This is a genomic window from Leucobacter komagatae, from assembly GCF_006716085.1.
GTDB classification, from domain to species: Bacteria; Actinomycetota; Actinomycetes; order Actinomycetales; family Microbacteriaceae; genus Leucobacter; species Leucobacter komagatae.
Map to the genome: position 1 here is coordinate 465,910 of NZ_VFON01000001.1, position 18,252 is coordinate 484,161.

Sequence of the window (18,252 nt, forward strand, 5' to 3'; positions counted from 1 at the left end):
ACTGACGCCGCCGCGCGCGGCGACAGGGGTGGGAGCGGCGAACGCTCCCACCCCGTGGGGGATCGACCTCGACGGGGTCACCGTCCGGTACCCCAACGGCACGGTCGGCCTGAAGGACGTCTCGCTGAGCATCCCGGCCGGGTCGATGGTCGCGATCGTGGGGCTCTCGGGGTCAGGCAAGTCGACGCTGATCCGCACGATGAACGGCCTCGTTCCCGTCACCTCGGGGACGCTCCGTGTCGGCGATACCACCGTCAGCGGTGCAGGCGGAGCGGCGCTCAGGGCGCTGCGAGGCGAGATCGGAATGGTCTTTCAAGGCTTCAACCTTGCGGGGCGCGCTTCGGTGCTGCAGAACGTGCTCGTGGGCAGGCTCGCCCACACCCCGCTCTGGCGCACCCTGCTCGGGGCATACCGGGAGCGGGATAGGGAGCTCGCCTATGAGGCGCTCGACAGCGTCGGCATCCTGCAGAAGCTCTACGCGCGCGCATCTGACCTCTCGGGCGGCCAGCAGCAGCGCGTCGCCATCGCCCGCGCGCTCACACAGCAGCCGAAGGTGGTGCTCGCCGATGAGCCCGTTGCGAGCCTCGACCCGCCCACCGCGCACGGCGTGATGGGCGACCTTCGGCGCATTAACGAAGAGCGCGGCATCACCGTGCTCGTCAACCTGCACCTGCTTGACCTCGCCCGTGAGTATGGCGTGCGGATGATCGGGATGCGCGCGGGCGAGGTCGTCTACGACGGCCCCGCAGCGAGCGCGAGCGACGGCGACTTCGAGAACATCTACGGCCGGGCGATCGGGTCAGACGGCGACTTCGAGAACATCTACGGCCGGGCGATCGGGTCAGCTGACCGGTTGGGCACCGGCGAGCGAGGCAGCCAGTGAGCGCACTCAGTCTCCCCGCGAAACCGGGCGGTACTTGGCGCGGGCCGGTGATCGCGTCCGCGATCCTCATCGCCACGATCGTCATGTGCCTTCCGGGAATCGGGATCGGGGTCGACCTCGGCGCGATCGCACGGAACTGGCAGAACGGTGCCGACAAGATCGTGAAGCTGCTGCAGCCCGACTGGGGCTTCTTCCCGCGGACGATCCCGCCGCTCATCGAAACCCTGCAGATGGCGATCATCGCGACGGCGATTGGCTCGGCGATTTCACTGCCGCTCAGCTTTCTCGCCGCGCGCAACACCGCCCCTCACGCGGTAGCTCGCGCTGTCGTGCGGGCCATCCTCAACGTCGTGCGCGCCGTGCCTGACCTGCTGTACGCCGCCATCCTCGTCGCGATGGTGGGTGTTGGCGCGCTTCCCGGCATCCTCGCGCTCGTGCTGTTCAACGTCGGAATCCTAGTGAAGCTTGTTTCCGAGGCCATCGACACGAACGCTGTCGGCCCGCTTGAGGCTGGCCGGGCCGTCGGCGCGACCCAGGCGCAGATCAACCGCACACTCGCGCTCCCGGATGCCTGGCCGGCCTTCGCGAATCAAGCGCTCTACGTCTTCGAACTCAACGTCAGAGCCTCGACGGTGCTCGGGCTCGTCGGGGCCGGCGGCCTCGGGCTGCTCATCGACGCTGTGCGAACGTTCTATCGCTACGACCAGCTGTCACTCATCATCCTGGAGATTCTCATCATCGTGATTGCGCTCGACGCCGTAAGCTCTGCGATTCGCAGGAGGCTCGTATGACCTCGGCGATCCCGCCACGGCCCCGCCGCCCGCTGCGGGCGCTCGCCTGGGCCGGGGTGACCGCGGCGGTTGTGCTCGCCTTTTGGTCGATCGAGGTGAACTGGGGGAGGCTCGCCGACCTTCCCGCTGAGGTGGTGCGCTACCTCTGGCTCATGTTTTCCGACCCGAACTGGGAGAAGCTGCCCGAGGCGCTCTGGCAGACGTGGCGCAGCATCGAGATGGCCTGGGTGGGCACCGTGCTGTCGATCCTCGTCGCGACACCGCTCAGCCTGGTCGCGGCGCGCGGATACGGGCCCGCCTGGCTGCGGGCGCTGCTTCGCGGGCTGTTCTCGCTCATCCGCGCCGTCCCCGAGATCATCATCGCGATCGTGATCCTCTCGGTCACCGGCTTGACCCCGTTCACGGGGGCGCTTGCACTCGCCGTTAACGGCATCGGCACGCTCGGGAAATGGGGCTACGAGGCCGTCGAGGCGGTGCCCGCCGGGCCAATCGAGGCGGCGCGGGCTGCCGGCGGTAGTACCACCGAGGTGCTCAGGTGGGGCGTCTGGCCGCAGGCGGCGCCGGCATTCTGGTCGTTCTGGCTGTACCGCTTTGAGATCAACGTGCGTTCGTCGGCGGTGCTCGGGCTCATCGGCGTCGGCGGAATCGGCGACATGCTGACCTCGTACACGCAGTACCGCGAGTGGGCGACGGTGGGGGTACTCCTCATCGTGGTCGTCGCGGCGACGGTGCTCGTTGACGCAGCCTCGGGCGCGATTCGGAGACGCATTACTGAGGGAGGGAACATCCGTGTCACACGATGAGGGATACGGTGGTTTCGCGCCGGGGTCGCACCCCAGCGCGCGCGCCGTGGCGATGAGGCACGCCGTGCTGCCGAGCGAGCGGCAGGTCATCGACTTGGTGCTCGAACACGCGGAGGCGGCGATTGAGTGGACGGCACAGGAGGTTGCCGAGCGCGCGGGCGTCGGCCGCACGACGGTCATGCGGGCCTGCCAGACACTCGGGTATCGGGGCTACCCGCAGCTTCGCGTCGCGCTCGCGGCGGAGCTCGGGGCGTCTCAATCGCCACAGCGTGGCGGGGGAGCGGCTGGACTTGCGGCCGAAGCCGAAGCCGGAGCGAGGGCAGGAGTCCGGGCAGGGGCTGCGCCTGTTGCCGGAAGCGCGCTGAGCGAGATTAGCGCGGACGTCGCAGAGGCTGCGCTCGCCCTCGGTTCGAGCACCGGGATGCTCGACGAGCGTTCGGTGGAGCTCGCGGTGTCGGCGATCGCGGGTGCTCAGCGCGTTCTCGTTGTCGCCAACGGCCTCTCTGCCGTCGTTGCATCAGCGCTTTCGATGCGGCTGACGGCGCACGGCAGGCACGCCGAGTTCATCGCCGACTCACTCGCGCAACAGATCGCAGCGCGGCACCTCTCCGGCGGCGATGCCTGCATCGTCGTCTCAGGGTCGGGGGCGAACGATACGAGCCTGGGCGCGGCGGCCGCAGCAGCGGCAGCGGGCGCTTCTGTCATTGCAATCACCTCGTTCAGGGCATCCGCGCTCACGGACGCGGCATCGCTCTCGCTCGTCATTGCGCCCTCGGGCGTGACTTTTCGCAGCGAACTCGAGCACGCGTCGCGGGTCTCGCTGATGCTCTTCGCAGAGGCGCTAGTGCGCGCCGTGAGCCGCGCAACGGGGGATCCGGCCCGGAGCGCCCGCGCGCAGACGCTCGAAGTCATCTCCGAACACCTCGAGGAGCAGTGAGGCCCGCGGCGCCGGTCAGCTCGGTTCGCCTTCGTCACCCGGTTCGGTCGCTGCGCCGTGTCGACCGGCGCGGGGGTTGGGTTCCGGTGCCGGATCCGGTTGCGGCTCGCCGACGACGAGCGCGGCATCGCCCGAGGCGGTGTGGTCGGGGCGGTCCGGCCCCTTCGTCTGGATGCGGCCCGGTTCGAGCGTGCGCTGCACGTCCTCAGCCGTGACCCGCTCGATGGGGCCGGTCGTGGCGTCAACGTACCAGTCTGTGAGCGAGGGATCGCTGCTGTCGAAGCCGGCACCCGCGCCCTCGTCCGCTGGTACCTCACTCGCACCGAAGACGAAGTCATCGCCGTACTCGTCGATCCCGCGCCGAACGCCCTGAGCGATTGCTGCCTGGGCGTACTGGCGGCGGATGATGTACGGGTCGGTCTTCAAGTCTCGGGCCCAGGAGAACATGATGCCCATCACGATGAAGGCAAACGGCAGCGCGGAGACGACCATGAGGGATTGCAGGCCCGAGAGAGCGTTGCGCCCGCCGGCAAGGAGCAGGGAGATCGCGATGAGGCTGAGTAGCAACCCCCATAGAATTGTGACCCACTTCGACGGCTCCGGCCGGCCCGCCTGTGACATTGACGCCATCACAATTGAGGCCGAGTCAGCTGCCGTGACGAAGAACACAACGACCGCGACCATCGCGATCACCGAGGTGACCATCGCAAACGGCAGGCGTTCGAGCAGCCTGAACAGCACCTCTTCGCCCGAGCCGCCGGTCTGAAGATCCTCACCGCCAAGGGTCATCGAGATCGCGGTGCCACCGTAGATGACGAACCAGGCGATCACGATCGCCGAGGGTACGAGCACGACCGTCGTCACGAACTCGCGCAGGGTGCGGCCGCGAGAGATCTTCGCGATGAACATGCCAACGAACGGGGTCCAGGAAACCCACCATGCCCAGTAGTAGGTCGTCCAGCTCGCGAGGAACTCGGCGGTCTCGGGCCCCTGATTCGGGTTGCGGGAGAGCATCGCTGGGAGCTGCCCCAGGAACTCGACGAGCGAGGAAGGGAGGAAGTTCAGGATGTAGATCGTCGGCCCGGCGACGAGCACGAACAGGCCGAGCGCCCCGGTGAGGATCATGTTGAGATTGGAGAGCCGCCTGATGCCCTTCTTCACGCCGGACACCGCTGACGCGATAAAGAGCGAGGTGAGGATCGCGATGGCGCCGACGAGGAAGGTGTTTCCCATCGGGCCAAGACCGGTGACCATGCGGAAGCCGCTCTCGATCTGCAACGCCCCGATCCCGAGCGAGACGGCGGTTCCGAACAGCGTGACGATGATCGCGAAGACGTCGATGATGCGGCCCAACACACGGTGGCTGCTGCCTGGGAACACGGGTTCGAAGAGCGCCGAGATGAGCGGGGCGCGGCCGCGGCGGTACGCGCTGTAGGCGATGGCGCCGCCGACGAGGGCGTAGAACGCCCAGGCGATCGGGCCCCAATGCAGCACCGTTTGTGCGAGCGCGGGGAGCGCTGCTTCTGGGGTTCCCGCAGCTGCGTCGATCCCGGGAGCGGGGGTGAGGAAGTAGGTGAGCGGCTCGAGCGGTCCGTAGAACAGCAGGCCGATGCCAAGCCCGGCCGCGAAGAGCATCGACACCCAGGAGGCGGTGGAGAACTCGGGCTCCTCGTCGTCCGCTCCGAGGCGGATGCCGCCTGTGCGGCCGTAGCCCACGACGAGCATAAAGAGGGCGACCGCGACCGCGAGCGCCCCGAACATCCAGCTGAAGTGTTCCGTGACCCACGCGAGCGATGCCGCTCCGACATCCGCAAGTGTGTCGGGTGCGATGAACGCCCATGCTATGACGCCGACCGTGAGTGTGAACGTCGTGCCGAGCACGACTCTGTTCGTCGGGAAGCTGAGCCCCGTCTGTTCAACGCCGATTCCGGGCAAGAGGCCCGGGTGGGGAAGGGGAGGGGGCGTCGGCTCGGTGATCTTGCGCGTGCGTGGCCCGGGATGCTCGGAATCAGGCATGGTGCTCGGTGTCTCCTTTACTCCGCCGTGAAGGCGGCCGTGGGGTTACGGTTCCAAGTTACTGTCCGTTCCGGGCGCCGGATAGGGCCAAGCCGGATGCGCTACACAAGTAGCATAGGTTCTTCCTGTGCGCGATAGGTGAGGCGCGCCCGTGCCGCGTTATGTGTCCACTCGATGAACGGGAGCCGTCGGGCAGGGGAGGCTTCGTGTCTCCGAGGGGGAGAGCGGCCCAGCGCTGGGAGCATGAGGTGAGTGATCGCCGCACGAGAGGCGGCAAGCGGAAGGGGTGGCAGATGGGCGAGACGGGGGCGGGGGCTTCGGGGCCTTCGGGTGGGCGGAACGGGTCGCCGCGCGAGGTCTTCACGGCCTTTCTCAAGTTGGGGCTCGTCTCGTTTGGCGGGCCAACCGCGCACATCGGCTACTTTCGCTCTGAGTTCGTCGCACGACGAAAGTGGCTCTCTGACGCTGCCTTTGGTGAGCTTCTCGCGCTCTGCCAAGTCCTGCCTGGCCCAGCTTCGAGCCAACTCGGGCTCGCAATCGGGTTGCGGCGCGGGGGAGCCTGGGGTGCAGCCGCCGCGTTCCTCGGCTTCACCGCACCCTCTGTCGCCATCATGCTGGGTTTCGCCCTCGGCGCGGAGGCGTTTGACGGGCCGCTGCTTCGCGCGGTGACGGCGGGCCTGACCTCGGTCGCCGTAGCTGTCGTGGCGCACGCGGTCTGGGGCATGCGGCCCGCACTCCTCACGGGATGGATCTCCTGGGTGATTGCAGCGGCAGCGCTGTTGCTCGTTGCCACCTGGGGGCATCCGGCTGCGCATCCGGCGGCGATTGCCTGTGGCGCGGCCGCGGGCTGGTTCTGGCACCGGGTGCACGCGAGGGGCGCGCGGCCGGTTGAGGTCGAGCCTAGAGGCGGTGTTGGCGGCGGTGGCAGGGGAGGGGTGCCTGTGTGGGCGGGAATCTGCGCGCTTGCCGCTCTGCTTGCGGTTCTCGTGGGCCCCCCGCTGATGCTCCTCGCGGTGCCGGGCGGTACTGGCGTTGCGGCCGGGGTGGCCGGGACGGAAGCGAGCGGGGGACTCGTCGGCCTGAGCTCACTTATCGACACGTTTGCCCGGGCTGGCGCGCTCGTGTTCGGCGGTGGTCACGCGGTACTTCCGCTACTGGAATCGGGAACTGTCGCTCCGGGCTGGGTGGCGCCGAGCGACTTCCTTGCGGGCTACGGACTCGCGCAGGCGGTTCCAGGCCCAATGTTCAGTTTCGCCGCGTACCTTGGGGCGATTTCTGTCGTGGGGCCAGGGGGAGTGCTTGGCGGGCTCATCGCCGTGGTCGCAATCTTTGCTCCGGGCTTTCTGCTGCTCGTCGGGGTGCTTCCGTTCTGGAACACACTGCGCACGCGCCCAGGGCTTGACGCTGCGTTCCGTGGCGCTGGGGCGGCAGTCATGGGGGTGCTCGTGGCGGCGCTGTGCGGGCCAGTCGCCGCTGGCGGACTGACCTCGTGGCCCGCGGCCGGTCTTGCAGTCGTCACCTTGGCTCTACTAATGCTCAGAGCCCCTTCGTGGGCTGTCGTGCTGCTTGGCGCGGGGGCCGGGATCGGGGCGTTTGCTCTCGGAGTCTCACTGTAGGTGGCGGGGCGGACGCTCAGGCGCGCGCTGGGCGAGAGGCACACCCGCCACGTGCTTCTCGCGCCCATCTCGGCATGGGCTGACATAATATAGATTATCGGCGTGCGGGCGAAGCGGGGACTTGTGCGAGGTTGGGATCGTTTCCGGCGCAGTGCAGCTGGGCGCGCGGGGCGCCTTCTACAGGCGGTGCGTCGTTCTGCCTGCGGTGCGCCGTTCTGCCTGCGGTGCGCCATTCTGCCTGGCATCGACGCGGCGTATGTCGCATCGCCAGGGAGTTCTGCATTGGTGATGCGGATCACAGACGAAAGGCGCGAGCCGCGAGGCTGCCGAGTCAGCTTTGCGGTCGGTCGAGTCTTGCTGTCCAGGATTGGATGGGTCCGCCGTCGCGCCCCGGGATCTTTCCGACGGCCTCGCCAGTGTATGTGAAACCGCTGCGTTCGATGGTGCGCAGCGACCCGACGTTGCCAATCCTCGCCTCCCAGCCCACGGATGGGATGTCGGTCCGCTCAAAAGCGGCGGCCGAGACGAGGTCGACGCAAGCTGACATAATTCTACGCCCGCGGTGCGGTTCCCCGAGCCAGTAGCCAAGCATGCCGCTCGGAAGCCTGATCCCGATCACGCCAAGCAGCGGGCCATGGGCGTCCTCTCGGATCGCCCATGTCCACTCCGAGCCCTCTGCCCACGCCTGCGGCGCGTACTCCTCAATGAACGACTGGGCGTCGGCGAGCGTGTAGGGCCACGGCGTCGCCATGAACTCTTCGAAGACAGGGTCGGCACAGTAGCGGGCGACGTCGGGCGCATCAGCGGGCTTGAGTTCGTTGAGGGTGAGCCCACTCCCCTGCAGTTCGAACGGTTCCACAGTCACCCTCCTTTGGGCGAGTACGCTAGCACGGCGAGGCGAAGCAGCGAGTGTGCCGCGAGCAGCGACAGCGCAACGCAGCCCAGCTGCCCGGCGTTGAGCATCATGTCTGTATTGCCTGACTGCCAGGCGATGACGGTGAGCACAATTGCCACGCCGACCGTGAGCCAGCCACCGATCACGAGGGCAATTGACGCCGTTCGCAGCAGCCACACACTCGGCGGGCGCTGCAGCGGCGTGAGCATGGTGACAGCCGCGAAGCCTGCGCCAGCGAGCGCGAGCGCTCCGAGCACGTCGCTCGGGCGGTGCCAGCCGTAGCCGAGTAGCTGCCAGCTCACGATGCTGAGCAGCACCGCTCCCCCGACCGCGCCCAGTGCCTGGAGGCGGCGTGGCAGCGCAAATACTGCGGCGCCGACGACCGTCGCAAAGACCGTCATGTGTCCGCTGGGGAACGTGTTCTCGGCCGCGAGCGTCAGGAAGTCAGGCCGCCCCAGCACCTCCGATTTCAGTAGCTGCGAGGCGACGATCGCCACCGCGGGCACGAGCGTCACGGTCAGCGCGCGAGCGATCCCGTGCACCCACAGCGCAATGAGCCCGAGACCGACTAGCGCGACGGCGATCGCGAACGGCGAGACCAGGCTCAGTGGTGCCGGCGGGTGCGTGTTGAAGTCAGACCCCTGCAACACGTGATCCTCAACGGCTTGGCCCGTGGAACTCAGTACGCCGAGGATGTAAGCGCCGGCCCCAATGATCAGCCAGAACAGCAGGATCCAGAGGACGCGCAGGCGCCGGTGCGCCGTCGAAGCGATCGGGATACTCACGCGCCAACTCCCCCCGCAGCGACAGCCGCGGGCGATGCGGGCTGTGACGCGCGCTGATCCCCCGTGCGTACGGCCCACAGCGCGAGGGCTGCAGCGGTGGCGACGTTCAGCGAATCGACGCCGTGCTCCATCGGGATGAGTACGGTGCGTGAGGCAGACGCGAGCGCGCGCCGAGAGAGGCCCGGCCCCTCGGTTCCGAACATGATCGCGAGGCGCTCGGGAAGATCCTGAACGAAGTCCGCGAGATCCTCCGCGTCGTCCCGCAGCGCGAACGCGGTGAGGTCGTAACCGAGCTCGCGAAAGAGCGGCCCGGCCTCGCGCCAATCCGGCAGCCGCGCCCACGGCACCTGCAGCACCGCGCCCATGCTCACTCGCACCGCCCGCCGGTACAGCGGGTCAGCGCAACCCGGAGTCAGCAGCACCGCGTCTGCGCCGAGCGCGGCGGCCGACCTGAAGACGGCGCCAACGTTGGTGTGGTCGGCGAGATCTTCAAGCACGACGACGCGAGACGACGCGCGAAGCAGTTCGGCCGGGTCAAGCGGCGCGGGGCGGTGCATCGACGCGATCGCGCCGCGGTGCATGTTGAACCCGGTGAGCTGCTCGAGCTGCTCGGGCAGCCCGATGTAGACGGGCACGTCGGGGTACGCGTCGAGGGCGGGCCCGACGCGCTTGAGCCACTCCTCGACCATCAACAACGCCCTGGGTCGGTGGCCCGCGCGCAGTGCGCGCTCGATCACCTTCGGCGACTCCGCGAGGTACAGGCCTTCAGCCGGCTCACGGACACGCCTCAGCGCGACATCTGTGAGCTGGGTGAAATCTGCGAGCTCGGGGGCGGTGATGTCATAGATGTGAACAATTCTCACGCGGTGGGCTCCGAAGGCGTAGCGGGGTCGGTCTGAAGAAATTGGGCAATCCGCGACACCGTGTCGTCGACGGCTTCGTAGTGCACGAGATGACCGGTGCCGGGGAGGATCAGGAGGTCCGAGCCAGCAATCATTCGCCGCAGGTCGAGCTGCTTTGAGAGCGGCGTAATGTCGTCCTTCTCCCCCGCGATGATCAGCGTCGGCATCGAATACGCGCCCGCGAACTCGGCGACCGTGTGAGACACCGAGGCGCGAAAGGCCTCGAGGAGCGAGCGGGAATCACTGAACGACGAAAAGTACCTGTCGTGCTGGTCGTGAATCCATGCCCTCAGCTCACGGTCACGGGTCTTCGCCATGACCTCGCTCATGCCGCGCACGATGAGCTTGTTGCCCAGCAGCGACTTCGCGGCACCCTCGGGTAGTGCGTTCGCGGCCCGGTAGTACCCGATGGCGAGCTGGGTGAGAGCGGCCTGCGGGCCCTCGAGCGCCGGCGCCGAGATCGGATTGATGAGGATCGTGCGGCTCGAGTCGGCGCCCTGCGCCAGCCCAGCGCTGACGACGAGCGAGCCAAACGAATGGCCGAGAATGACGGCCCCGGTTGGCGCGACTTCCCTGGTGAACGCGACGAGCCAGTCGCCGAACGCGGCGAGGTCATGCGCACGGCCAGGCAGTGCCGGGGTCTCACCGAAACCTGGGAGATCGGGGACGTGAAACGCGAACGAGGGCACGGCGGCCGCAAGCCCCTCCGCGATTCCCTGCAAGCCGTGGTGATCGCCGCGGAAGCCGTGGACAAGGATCACGGGCGCGCCAGCGGGGTCGCCAAACACCCAGTCTCGGGTGTCGATTCCGAGGGTGGGTATGAGGTGAGGCGGGTGATCTGTCAGCGGGTGATCTGGCAGCGGGTGATTTGGCACAGAGTAGATGCTACCGGGCTGCGCCTGGCACTCCTCTGCACACGCGCCGGGTGTGCGCTGGAAGCGTATGCGCCACTCCCGCCTCGGCAGGGCTGTGGCATCGTCGGTGGCCCTCGGTACTATCAATACAGGCGAAAGGATCACCGTGAACGACCCACTCCCCCTCTGGGCGGCCCAGCTTGCAGTGTTTGACACCGAGACGACGGGCGTCGAGACAGACACCGCCCGCATCGTGAGCGCAACGCTCGCGATCCTTGGCGAAAACGGCGAGATCTCGGAGCGCTACGACTGGCTGCTCAACCCGGGCGTCGAGATTCCTGACTCTGCCGTTCGCGTGCACGGCATCACCACGGAGGTGGCGAGGTCGAGCGGCATCGACGCGGCCGTTGGCATCGCGCAGATCACCGAGCGCATCGCGCAGCTGATCGAGCGTGGACTTCCGCTCGTCGTGTACAACGCGCCCTACGACCTATCGCTGCTCACGGCTGAGCAGCGGCGCTACAGCGTGCAGGGCGCAGCGATCGCACCCGTGCTCGACCCGCTCATCATCGACAAGCAGCTCGACAGGTTCCGCAAGGGCAAGCGAACCCTCGTCGCGGTGGCTGAGCACTACGGCGTTGAGCTCGGAAACGCGCACGATGCGGGAGAAGACGCGATCGCGTCTGGGAAGGTCATGCAGCACCTCGCGCGGAAGTACCAGGCGAAGCTGCCCGATGACCTGGAAGCGATCCACGCGGCGCAGGCGCAGTGGGCCCGCGCGCAGGCCGAGAACTTCCAGGAGTACATGCGTCGAGTGCGCGACCCCAACTTCGTGGCTGACGGTGCGTGGCCGGTGCGCGGCTAGCGGGCACGGCCCTCACAGCCTCCCCGGGCGAAACGGCCCGACATGCGGAAAGGGCGGGCGATCCTTATGAGGATCGCCCGCCCTTTCGCGAAGTTAGGCTGCTTACGCGCCGAACGACTTGAAGCGCTGGTTGAACTTCTCGACGCGGCCGGCCGAGTCCATGATGCGCTGCTTGCCCGTGTAGAACGGGTGCGAAGCGCTCGAGATTTCAACGTCGAGCACCGGGTAGGTGGCGCCGTCGAGCTCGATGGTCTTGTCGCTCGTGAGAGTCGAACGCGTGAGGAAGGTCTCCCCCGACGCAAGGTCGCGGAACACGATGGCGTTGTACTCGGGGTGAATCTCGGTCTTCATGACTGTCCTTCGATAATGTTGCGTCTCGCTGATTCGGCGGAATGGCCGAACGCAGAAGTCTTGCGGCGTCACCGCACCAAGGATCAATATTAGCAGATCGAATCGGCCGATGCCGACCTTGGGGTGTGTTGGCGCCCGCGTGTCGGGTGAAAAAGTGGCTAGACGGCGGCTGAGCGGGCCTTTGCCGCGTACCGGCCGCCGGCCTCAGTAAGCTCGAACGGCATTCCGAACGTCGCTTCGAGATTTTCGGCGGTGAGCGTCTCAGCGATCGGCCCAGCGGCCTGCACCTTCCCGCCGCTCACCAGCATGACGTGCGTGAATCCCGGAGGGATCTCTTCGACGTGGTGCGTCACCATCACCATTGCCGGCGAATAGGGTGACTGCGCGAAGCCCGAGAGCATCTGCAGGAGGCGCTCGCGGGCGCCAAGGTCGAGGCTCGCGCTGGGTTCGTCGAGCAGCAGCAGCTCGGGGTCGGTCATGACCGCTCGGGCGATGAGCGTGCGCTTACGCTCGCCATCAGAGAGCGTGCCGAAGGGCTGGTCTGCGAGCTCTAGGAGGTCCCACTCGGCGAGCACGCGGTCCGCCTGCCGCACGTCGATCGCGTCGTACTCTTCGTTCCAGCGGCCCTCGACCGAGTACGCGGCGGTGAGTACGACATCACGCACGATCTCGTTTGGCGGGATGCGCCGTGCGGTTGCGCTCGACACAAAACCCAGGCGCGCGCGCAGTTCGAAGATGTCGACCTTGCCGAGGCGGTGGCCGAGCACATCGACGGTGCCGGTCGTCGGGAAGTCGTTCGCCGTGACGAGCTTCAAAATCGTCGTCTTTCCCGCACCGTTCGGGCCGAGGATGACCCACCGCTCGCTGTCATCGACCTGCCAGTTCACGCTGTCAAGGATCGGTCGGCGATTTCGGATGTAGCTCGCGTCGGTGAGGCTCAGCACGGTCGTCATGCCCCTAAGCCTATCTCTAGACTGGAGCCATGAGCGTTACCCCACTCGTCGTTCTCGACTGCGATTCCACGACCATCCAAGACGAGGTCATTGAGCTTCTCGCCGACGCCGCGGGAACGCGTGAACTCGTCGCTGAGGTGACCGAGCGCGCGATGCGTGGCGAGCTTGATTTCGCCGAGAGCCTCGCGGAGCGGGTGGCGACCCTTCGCGGTACGCCAGACTCTGTCTTCGCGCAGGCGTACGAGCGGGTTCGCCTCTCCCCCGGCATCAGGGAGCTCATCAGCGCGGTGCACGAGCGCGGCGGCAAGGTCGGCGTGGTGTCGGGCGGGTTCCACGAGGTGCTCGACCCGCTCGCGGAGGATCTCGGGCTCGATTTCTGGCGAGCGAACAGGCTCGAGGTCGCTGACGGCGAGCTCACGGGTCGCACCGTTGGCCCAGTGATTGACGCGGAGGCGAAGGCCGTCGCGCTCGCCGAGTGGGCCGAGGCGAGCGGGATCCCGCTCTCAGCGACCGTCGCGATCGGCGACGGCGCGAACGATCTGAAAATGATGGCTGTCGCGGCGATCGGTGTCGGATACAACGCGAAGCCCGTAGTTCGCGAGCAGGCCGACGTCGCGATCGAGGGCGACCTCGGTCAGGCGATCGCGCTGCTGGACCGCCTGACCGACTAGCGACGGTTAGTGGCCCATCCCGAGGCCACCGTCGACGGGGATCACGGCACCCGAGATGTAGGCCGCGTCATCGCCGGCGAGGAACGAGGCTGCGCCCGCGATCTCCGCGACCTGGCCGAAGCGGGCCGCCGGGATCGACGCGAGGTACTGCTGCTGCTGCGCCTCGGGAAGCACGGCAGTCATGTCGGTGTCGATGAAGCCCGGCGCGATCACATTCGCGGTGATGCCGCGGCCGCCAAGCTCACGGGTGAGCGACCGGGCGAACCCGACGAGCGCCGCCTTCGATGACGAGTAGTTGATCTGCCCGGCAGAGCCGTAGAGCCCCACGACCGACGAGATCAGGATCACGCGGCCGAAGCGCTGCTTGAGGAGCCCCTTCGACGCCCGCTTCACGACACGGAACGTTCCGGTGAGGTTCGTGTCAATCACCTCAGTGAAGTCCTCTTCCGACATGCGAAGCAGCAGCGTGTCGCGCGTGATGCCCGCGTTCGCGACGACGACCTCGACGGCGCCGAGCTTCTCCTCGACCTCGGTAAAGGCCCTGTCGATCGAGGCCGAGTCGGTCATTTCGGCACGAACTGTCAGGGCGCCCTCGGGGCCTTCGCCCGACCGGGAGGTGACGGCGACGCGGTGGCCGTCCGCGATCATGCGCTCTGCGATTGCATAGCCGATGCCGCGGTTGCCGCCGGTGATGAGGACGGTGCGTGGGGTGGTGCTTGCGTTCATGGGGTTCAGCCTAGCGAATGGCGTATCCACCGCTCCGTTACCCTGCGGCGATCCTCAGGCAGCGTGCCCGCCAAAGACGTAAACTGAGGGATGTTGTAAATGAGGGAGCCGATGCCAAAAAAGAGCGGCGCGACGCCGAGCTACAGGGTCACCTCGGCCGGGGTGAACCCGACCGAGGACCGTGCTCACCGCATGAAGATGTACTTCATCGCCATGACCCTCCGCTTGGCATGCGTGCTGTCGCTCTTCTGGGTGACCGGGTGGTGGCTCGTCTTTCCTATCGTCGGCGCCATTGTGCTTCCCTGGTTCGCCGTGATGGTCGGAAACGCGGTCGCCCACGGCGGCGAGGAGACTGTCTCGACACCTGACCCGCTGGAGCTCGCTCCAGGCTACGCTGAGGACGCGCCCGAGGCTGCCCATGACGCAGCGAGCGAGCTGCTCATCGTCGACGTCGAGCCCGTGCGGCGGTCGACTCCGGGCGCGGAGCAGCTGCCCGACGCAGATGAGCCCCGGGAGGAGCGCGCATGACGATTTCTGGTTTGAGCCTCGGGGCGCCGCTCGAGCATCGGCACACTTGCTCCCGTGCCGGGTGCCGTGATGAGGCAGCGTGGGCGCTCAGGTGGCGCAACCCCAAAATTCACACCGCAGACCGCCGCAAGACCTGGCTGGCCTGCGACGAGCACCGCGAGGTGCTTTCCGCATTTCTCACCGACCGGAGCTTTCCGCTCGAGGTTGTTTCTGTAGGAGAGCTCGATGACTGAGACACGTGTCGGCTGGTCGTTTCTGTATTCGAAGCGGTGGATCGGGTACTTCGCGCTCTTCGCGGTGTTCGCGATCGCGTGCGTGTACCTCGGGAACTGGCAGTTCGATCGCCGCGCGCAGGCGCGGGCGGAGATCTCACGGATCGACCGGAACTACGGCGCCGACCCCGTGCCCCTCGCCGAAGCGCTCCCCGACCCCGCTGGCTTCGACGTCGACGAGCACAAGTGGCTGACCGTCACGCTCGAGGGCAGCTACGAAGACAGCGCGGTGCTGTCACGGAACCGGCCGGGGCCGCAAGGCGTCGGCGCAGACATGATCGTCCCGTTCCGCACGACCGAGGGCCGGGTCTTCTTTGTTGACCGCGGGTGGATCCCGGCGAGCGGCACCGACATCGAGAACGCCTTCAAGACGCTGCCGCAGCACCCCAGCGGCACCGTCGAGGTCACCGTCAGGCTGCGAGCGAGCGAGCCCGAGGTCGACGGCAGAAGCTCTGCCGGGCGCACAGTCGCGAGCATCAATGTCGCTGAGATCGCCGACGTCACCGGGGTCTCGGGCGAGATCTATTCCGGCGCCTACGGCATGCTGGTTTCAGAGGAACCCGCCGCAGAACACGGCGTCCTGCCCCCGAAGCCTGAGCGTGACGAGGGGCCGCACCTGTCGTACGCGCTGCAGTGGTACGTCTTCATCCTCATCGCTGCCATCGGCGTGACCTATGCGGCACGCCAGGAGTACAAGAACCTGAACGCCGGCAGCGACGAGGTGCTCGAAATGGAAAAGAAGTCGCGGGCGCGCAAGCGGCGGCGCGGTCCGACCGATGCCGACGTGGAGGACGCGCTGCTCGATGCGTAGCACCCGCTCGTTCCCGCGGGTCGGTGGCGCTGGCGTTGGCCTGGCGCTCGTCGCCGCGATTCTGCTTGCTGGCTGCGCCCCCGAACCAGACCCGGTCGCCGCGAGGGACGCGCTGAAAGAGGTCACCGCTGAGCCCGTGGCACCCGAAGCCGTTGACGAGTACAGCGTGGCCGAGCGTCCCGAGCCGATCGTCGACCCGCTCGAGTGCTCCCCCTACCTCGTGATCACCGCGCGCGGAACGGGCGAGCCGAAGCGCAAGCAGCTGCTCGGCCCCGTCGCGAGGGCCATCGAGAGCGCCCGGCCGGATGAGACCGAGCGCCTCGACCTCGACTACCCGGCCGACACGGAGATCAACGCTGGTGCGACACTCGGTGCGCGAACCCTCATCGATACGCTCAACGTCCAAGCGGAGGCCTGCCCAGAGCAGCGGACAATTCTGCTCGGCTACTCGCAGGGCGCGCTCGTCATCGGCGACGCCCTCGCCTCACCCGAGGCGCGGCTCGTCGGTGCAACCGTCGGAGACGTTTCAGAGGCGGCGGCCGAGCGGGTGCTCGCCGTCGTGCTCTACGGGAACCCGCGCTTTGTCGGCAGCGACCCGACCGGCTACGGAAGCTTCTCACCCGAAGTGAACGGCCTCCTCCCCCGGCCGCCGGGCAGCTTCGCTCGCTTCGAAGACCGGATGCGGGATTATTGCGTCGCCGACGACTTCATCTGTCAGTCGACGCTCTCGCTCGAGGAAGCCGGTCACGTTGCCTACTACGAGAACGGGATGCAGAGCGACGGAGCCGCGTACGTCATCACCCGTCTCGGCCCGCCCGCGAAACCCGCCGACACGGATGAACGGGCAAGCGCGGACGCTCAAGCGGACGCCGAGAAACAAGCAGGCGCCGAGAAACAGGCAGCGGAGGGCTAGGCGAGCTCGATAAGCTCGAGGTACTCCTTCGACCAGTGATCTTCCGTGCCCTCGGGCATGATGAGCACGCGCTCGGGGTTCAACGCCTCGACGGCCCCCGGGTCGTGCGACACGAGCACGACGGCGCCAGTGAAGTGCGCGAGCGCGTCGAGGATCTCGAGGCGGCTCGCCGGGTCGAGGTTATTCGTCGGCTCGTCGAGCAACAGCACGTTCGCGCTCGACACGACGAGCTTCGCGAGCGCGAGTCGCGTCTTCTCGCCGCCAGAGAGCACCCCGGCCGGCTTCAGCACGTCGTCGCCGGTGAACAGGAAGGAGCCGAGCACCTTGCGTGCCTCGGTCTCAGTGAGGTGCTGCGACACGGAGACCATGTTCTGCAGCACGCTCGCTTTCACGTCGAGCGTCTCGTGCTCCTGCGCGTAGTAGCCGACCTTCAGGCCGTGACCGGCCACGATCGTGCCCGTGTCGGGCTCGTCCACCTGCGCGAGGATGCGCAGGAGCGTCGTCTTACCCGCGCCGTTGAGGCCAAGGATCACGACCTTCGAGCCCCGGTCGATCGCGAGGTCGACGCCCGCGAAGATCTCAAGCGAACCGAACGACTTCGAGAGCCCCTCAGCCATGATCGGCGTCTTGCCGCACGGCGCCGGGTCCGGGAATCGGAGCTTCGCGACGCGATCCACCTGGCGCTCTTCCTCGAGGCCGGCGAGCATCTTGTCGGCGCGCGCGACCATCTGGTGCGCGGCCGCTGCCTTCGATGCCTTCGCGCCGAAGCGCGCGGCCTGATCCTTCAGGGCGGAGGCCTTCTTCTCGACGTTTGCGCGCTCCTTGCGGCGGCGTTCCTCGTCCGCTGCGCGCTGGCGCTGGTACAGCTTCCAGCCCATGTTGTAGACGTCGATGACCTGCCGGTTCGCGTCGAGGTAGAAGACACGGTTCACCGTCTCCCCAACGAGGTCAATGTCGTGCGAGATGATGATGACGCCGCCCTTGTAGTTCTTCAGGAACTCGCGGAGCCACACGATCGAGTCGGCGTCGAGGTGGTTCGTCGGCTCATCGAGGATCATGGTGTCGGCGTCCGAGAACAGGATCCGGGCGAGCTCGATGCGGCGGCGCTGGCCGCCGGAGAGCGTCTTCAGCGGCTGGTCGAGGATCCGGTCAGGCAGGCCGAGGTTGTGGGAAATCGACGCTGCCTCAGCCTCGGCGGCGTACCCGCCGAGCGCCTGGAACCTGTCAGTCAGATTCCCGAAGCGCTTCATCGCCTTCTCAGCGACCTTCGGATCGGCCGAGCCCATCTCCTCAGAGGCCTTCGCGATGTTCTTGTTCAGGGTGCCGAGTCCGCGGGCATCGAGAATCCGGTGCCGCGCGAGCTGCTCGGGATCGCCGGTGCGCGGATCCTGCGGGAGGAATCCGAGCTCGCCCGTGATCTTCACCGACCCCTCGGCGGGCTGCAGCTCCCCTGACAGGGTGCGGGTGAGGGTCGTCTTACCCGCACCGTTGCGCCCGACGAGACCGATCTTGTCGCCCGGGTGCACGCGGAACGAGACCTCGCCCATGAGGCGTCGCGCGCCAACGTCGATGGCGAGGTCTTCAACAACAATCACGGGTACTCTCCTGAACTGAGTCGGCCCGGCGTTCGCAGGGCAACCTATCCAGTCTACCCGAGTCGGTAGCGCCGCATCTCTGAGG

20 protein-coding genes are annotated in these 18,252 nt (G+C 67.3%); 11 read left to right on the plus strand and 9 right to left on the minus strand.

The genetic code is table 11. The annotated features are described in order from the left end of the window. Position 1 precedes the first annotated feature (1 nt). Genes phnC through FB468_RS02110 form a run of 4 tightly spaced genes read left to right on the plus strand, consistent with a single transcriptional unit; the run spans position 2 to position 3,414 of the window. Entirely contained in the window at positions 2-883 is an 882-nt protein-coding gene (phnC, locus tag FB468_RS02095; protein ID WP_141888069.1) for a phosphonate ABC transporter ATP-binding protein, read from the plus strand. Then, on the plus strand, positions 880-1,674 hold the full coding sequence (gene phnE, locus FB468_RS02100; protein WP_141885884.1) for a phosphonate ABC transporter, permease protein PhnE: 795 nt from the start codon (positions 880-882) through the stop codon (positions 1,672-1,674). Before phnC ends, phnE (FB468_RS02100) begins: the two co-directional genes overlap by 4 nt. Next, positions 1,671-2,477, plus strand: coding sequence for a phosphonate ABC transporter, permease protein PhnE (gene phnE / locus FB468_RS02105; protein ID WP_141885885.1), 807 nt, complete (start codon positions 1,671-1,673; stop codon positions 2,475-2,477). Before phnE (FB468_RS02100) ends, phnE (FB468_RS02105) begins: the two co-directional genes overlap by 4 nt. Next, entirely contained in the window at positions 2,464-3,414 is a 951-nt protein-coding gene (locus FB468_RS02110; RefSeq protein ID WP_246055695.1) for a MurR/RpiR family transcriptional regulator, read from the plus strand. The genes phnE (FB468_RS02105) and FB468_RS02110 overlap by 14 nt, the downstream gene beginning before the upstream one ends. A gap of 15 nt (positions 3,415-3,429) precedes the next feature. Here FB468_RS02110 and FB468_RS02115 read toward each other — a convergent pair whose 3' ends face one another. Then, positions 3,430-5,430: a BCCT family transporter gene (locus tag FB468_RS02115; protein WP_141885886.1), complete on the minus strand. Its 2,001-nt coding sequence runs from the start codon at positions 5,428-5,430 to the stop codon at positions 3,430-3,432. 248 nt (positions 5,431-5,678) lie between these two features. Between FB468_RS02115 and chrA the strand changes: the two genes are divergently transcribed. Next, positions 5,679-7,046 carry a chromate efflux transporter gene (chrA, locus tag FB468_RS02120; protein WP_246055697.1) on the plus strand — a complete coding sequence of 456 codons (1,368 nt, stop codon included), beginning with the start codon at positions 5,679-5,681 and terminating at the stop codon, positions 7,044-7,046. Positions 7,047-7,377: 331 nt separating this feature from the next. On the opposite strand, the gene FB468_RS02125 is transcribed toward chrA, so the two are convergent. The 4 genes from FB468_RS02125 to FB468_RS02140 are packed head-to-tail and all read right to left on the minus strand — an operon-like array spanning position 7,378 to position 10,503. Further along, a complete protein-coding gene (locus tag FB468_RS02125) occupies positions 7,378-7,905 on the minus strand; it encodes a GNAT family N-acetyltransferase (RefSeq protein ID WP_170219603.1) in 528 nt (175 codons plus the stop codon). Between the two features lie 2 nt (positions 7,906-7,907). Next, positions 7,908-8,726: a phosphatase PAP2 family protein gene (locus FB468_RS02130; RefSeq protein WP_246055698.1), complete on the minus strand. Its 819-nt coding sequence runs from the start codon at positions 8,724-8,726 to the stop codon at positions 7,908-7,910. Next, complete coding sequence (locus tag FB468_RS02135) at positions 8,723-9,589, minus strand: TrmH family RNA methyltransferase (RefSeq protein WP_141885888.1); 867 nt, start codon at positions 9,587-9,589, stop codon at positions 8,723-8,725. The genes FB468_RS02130 and FB468_RS02135 overlap by 4 nt, the downstream gene beginning before the upstream one ends. Further along, a complete protein-coding gene (locus FB468_RS02140; RefSeq protein WP_246055700.1) occupies positions 9,586-10,503 on the minus strand; it encodes an alpha/beta fold hydrolase in 918 nt (305 codons plus the stop codon). The genes FB468_RS02135 and FB468_RS02140 overlap by 4 nt, the downstream gene beginning before the upstream one ends. A 145-nt stretch (positions 10,504-10,648) precedes the next feature. Between FB468_RS02140 and FB468_RS02145 the strand changes: the two genes are divergently transcribed. After that, positions 10,649-11,347 carry an exonuclease domain-containing protein gene (locus FB468_RS02145; protein WP_170219578.1) on the plus strand — a complete coding sequence of 233 codons (699 nt, stop codon included), beginning with the start codon at positions 10,649-10,651 and terminating at the stop codon, positions 11,345-11,347. A gap of 102 nt (positions 11,348-11,449) precedes the next feature. On the opposite strand, the gene FB468_RS02150 is transcribed toward FB468_RS02145, so the two are convergent. Further along, positions 11,450-11,698 (minus strand): type B 50S ribosomal protein L31, encoded by a 249-nt coding sequence (locus tag FB468_RS02150; RefSeq protein ID WP_141885891.1) that lies wholly within the window; start codon positions 11,696-11,698, stop codon positions 11,450-11,452. A gap of 158 nt (positions 11,699-11,856) precedes the next feature. Then, positions 11,857-12,651, minus strand: coding sequence for an ABC transporter ATP-binding protein (locus FB468_RS02155; RefSeq protein WP_141885892.1), 795 nt, complete (start codon positions 12,649-12,651; stop codon positions 11,857-11,859). A gap of 29 nt (positions 12,652-12,680) precedes the next feature. Here FB468_RS02155 and serB point away from each other — a divergent pair, with 29 nt between their 5' ends. After that, positions 12,681-13,322 carry a phosphoserine phosphatase SerB gene (gene serB, locus FB468_RS02160; RefSeq protein WP_141885893.1) on the plus strand — a complete coding sequence of 214 codons (642 nt, stop codon included), beginning with the start codon at positions 12,681-12,683 and terminating at the stop codon, positions 13,320-13,322. Positions 13,323-13,328: 6 nt separating this feature from the next. Here serB and fabG read toward each other — a convergent pair whose 3' ends face one another. After that, a complete protein-coding gene (gene fabG, locus FB468_RS02165; protein WP_141885894.1) occupies positions 13,329-14,048 on the minus strand; it encodes a 3-oxoacyl-ACP reductase FabG in 720 nt (239 codons plus the stop codon). Positions 14,049-14,159: 111 nt separating this feature from the next. Between fabG and FB468_RS02170 the strand changes: the two genes are divergently transcribed. Genes FB468_RS02170 through FB468_RS02185 form a run of 4 tightly spaced genes read left to right on the plus strand, consistent with a single transcriptional unit; the run spans position 14,160 to position 16,572 of the window. Further along, entirely contained in the window at positions 14,160-14,576 is a 417-nt protein-coding gene (locus FB468_RS02170; RefSeq protein WP_141885895.1) for a DUF3099 domain-containing protein, read from the plus strand. After that, positions 14,573-14,809 carry a hypothetical protein gene (locus FB468_RS02175; RefSeq protein WP_141885896.1) on the plus strand — a complete coding sequence of 79 codons (237 nt, stop codon included), beginning with the start codon at positions 14,573-14,575 and terminating at the stop codon, positions 14,807-14,809. The genes FB468_RS02170 and FB468_RS02175 overlap by 4 nt, the downstream gene beginning before the upstream one ends. Then, positions 14,802-15,659 carry an SURF1 family cytochrome oxidase biogenesis protein gene (locus FB468_RS02180; RefSeq protein WP_141885897.1) on the plus strand — a complete coding sequence of 286 codons (858 nt, stop codon included), beginning with the start codon at positions 14,802-14,804 and terminating at the stop codon, positions 15,657-15,659. Before FB468_RS02175 ends, FB468_RS02180 begins: the two co-directional genes overlap by 8 nt. Further along, a complete protein-coding gene (locus FB468_RS02185; RefSeq protein ID WP_141885898.1) occupies positions 15,652-16,572 on the plus strand; it encodes a cutinase family protein in 921 nt (306 codons plus the stop codon). The genes FB468_RS02180 and FB468_RS02185 overlap by 8 nt, the downstream gene beginning before the upstream one ends. On the opposite strand, the gene FB468_RS02190 is transcribed toward FB468_RS02185, so the two are convergent. After that, positions 16,569-18,167, minus strand: a complete 1,599-nt coding sequence (locus FB468_RS02190) for an ABC-F family ATP-binding cassette domain-containing protein (protein WP_141885899.1) — start codon at positions 18,165-18,167, stop codon at positions 16,569-16,571. The genes FB468_RS02185 and FB468_RS02190 overlap by 4 nt on opposite strands. Positions 18,168-18,252 lie beyond the last annotated feature (85 nt).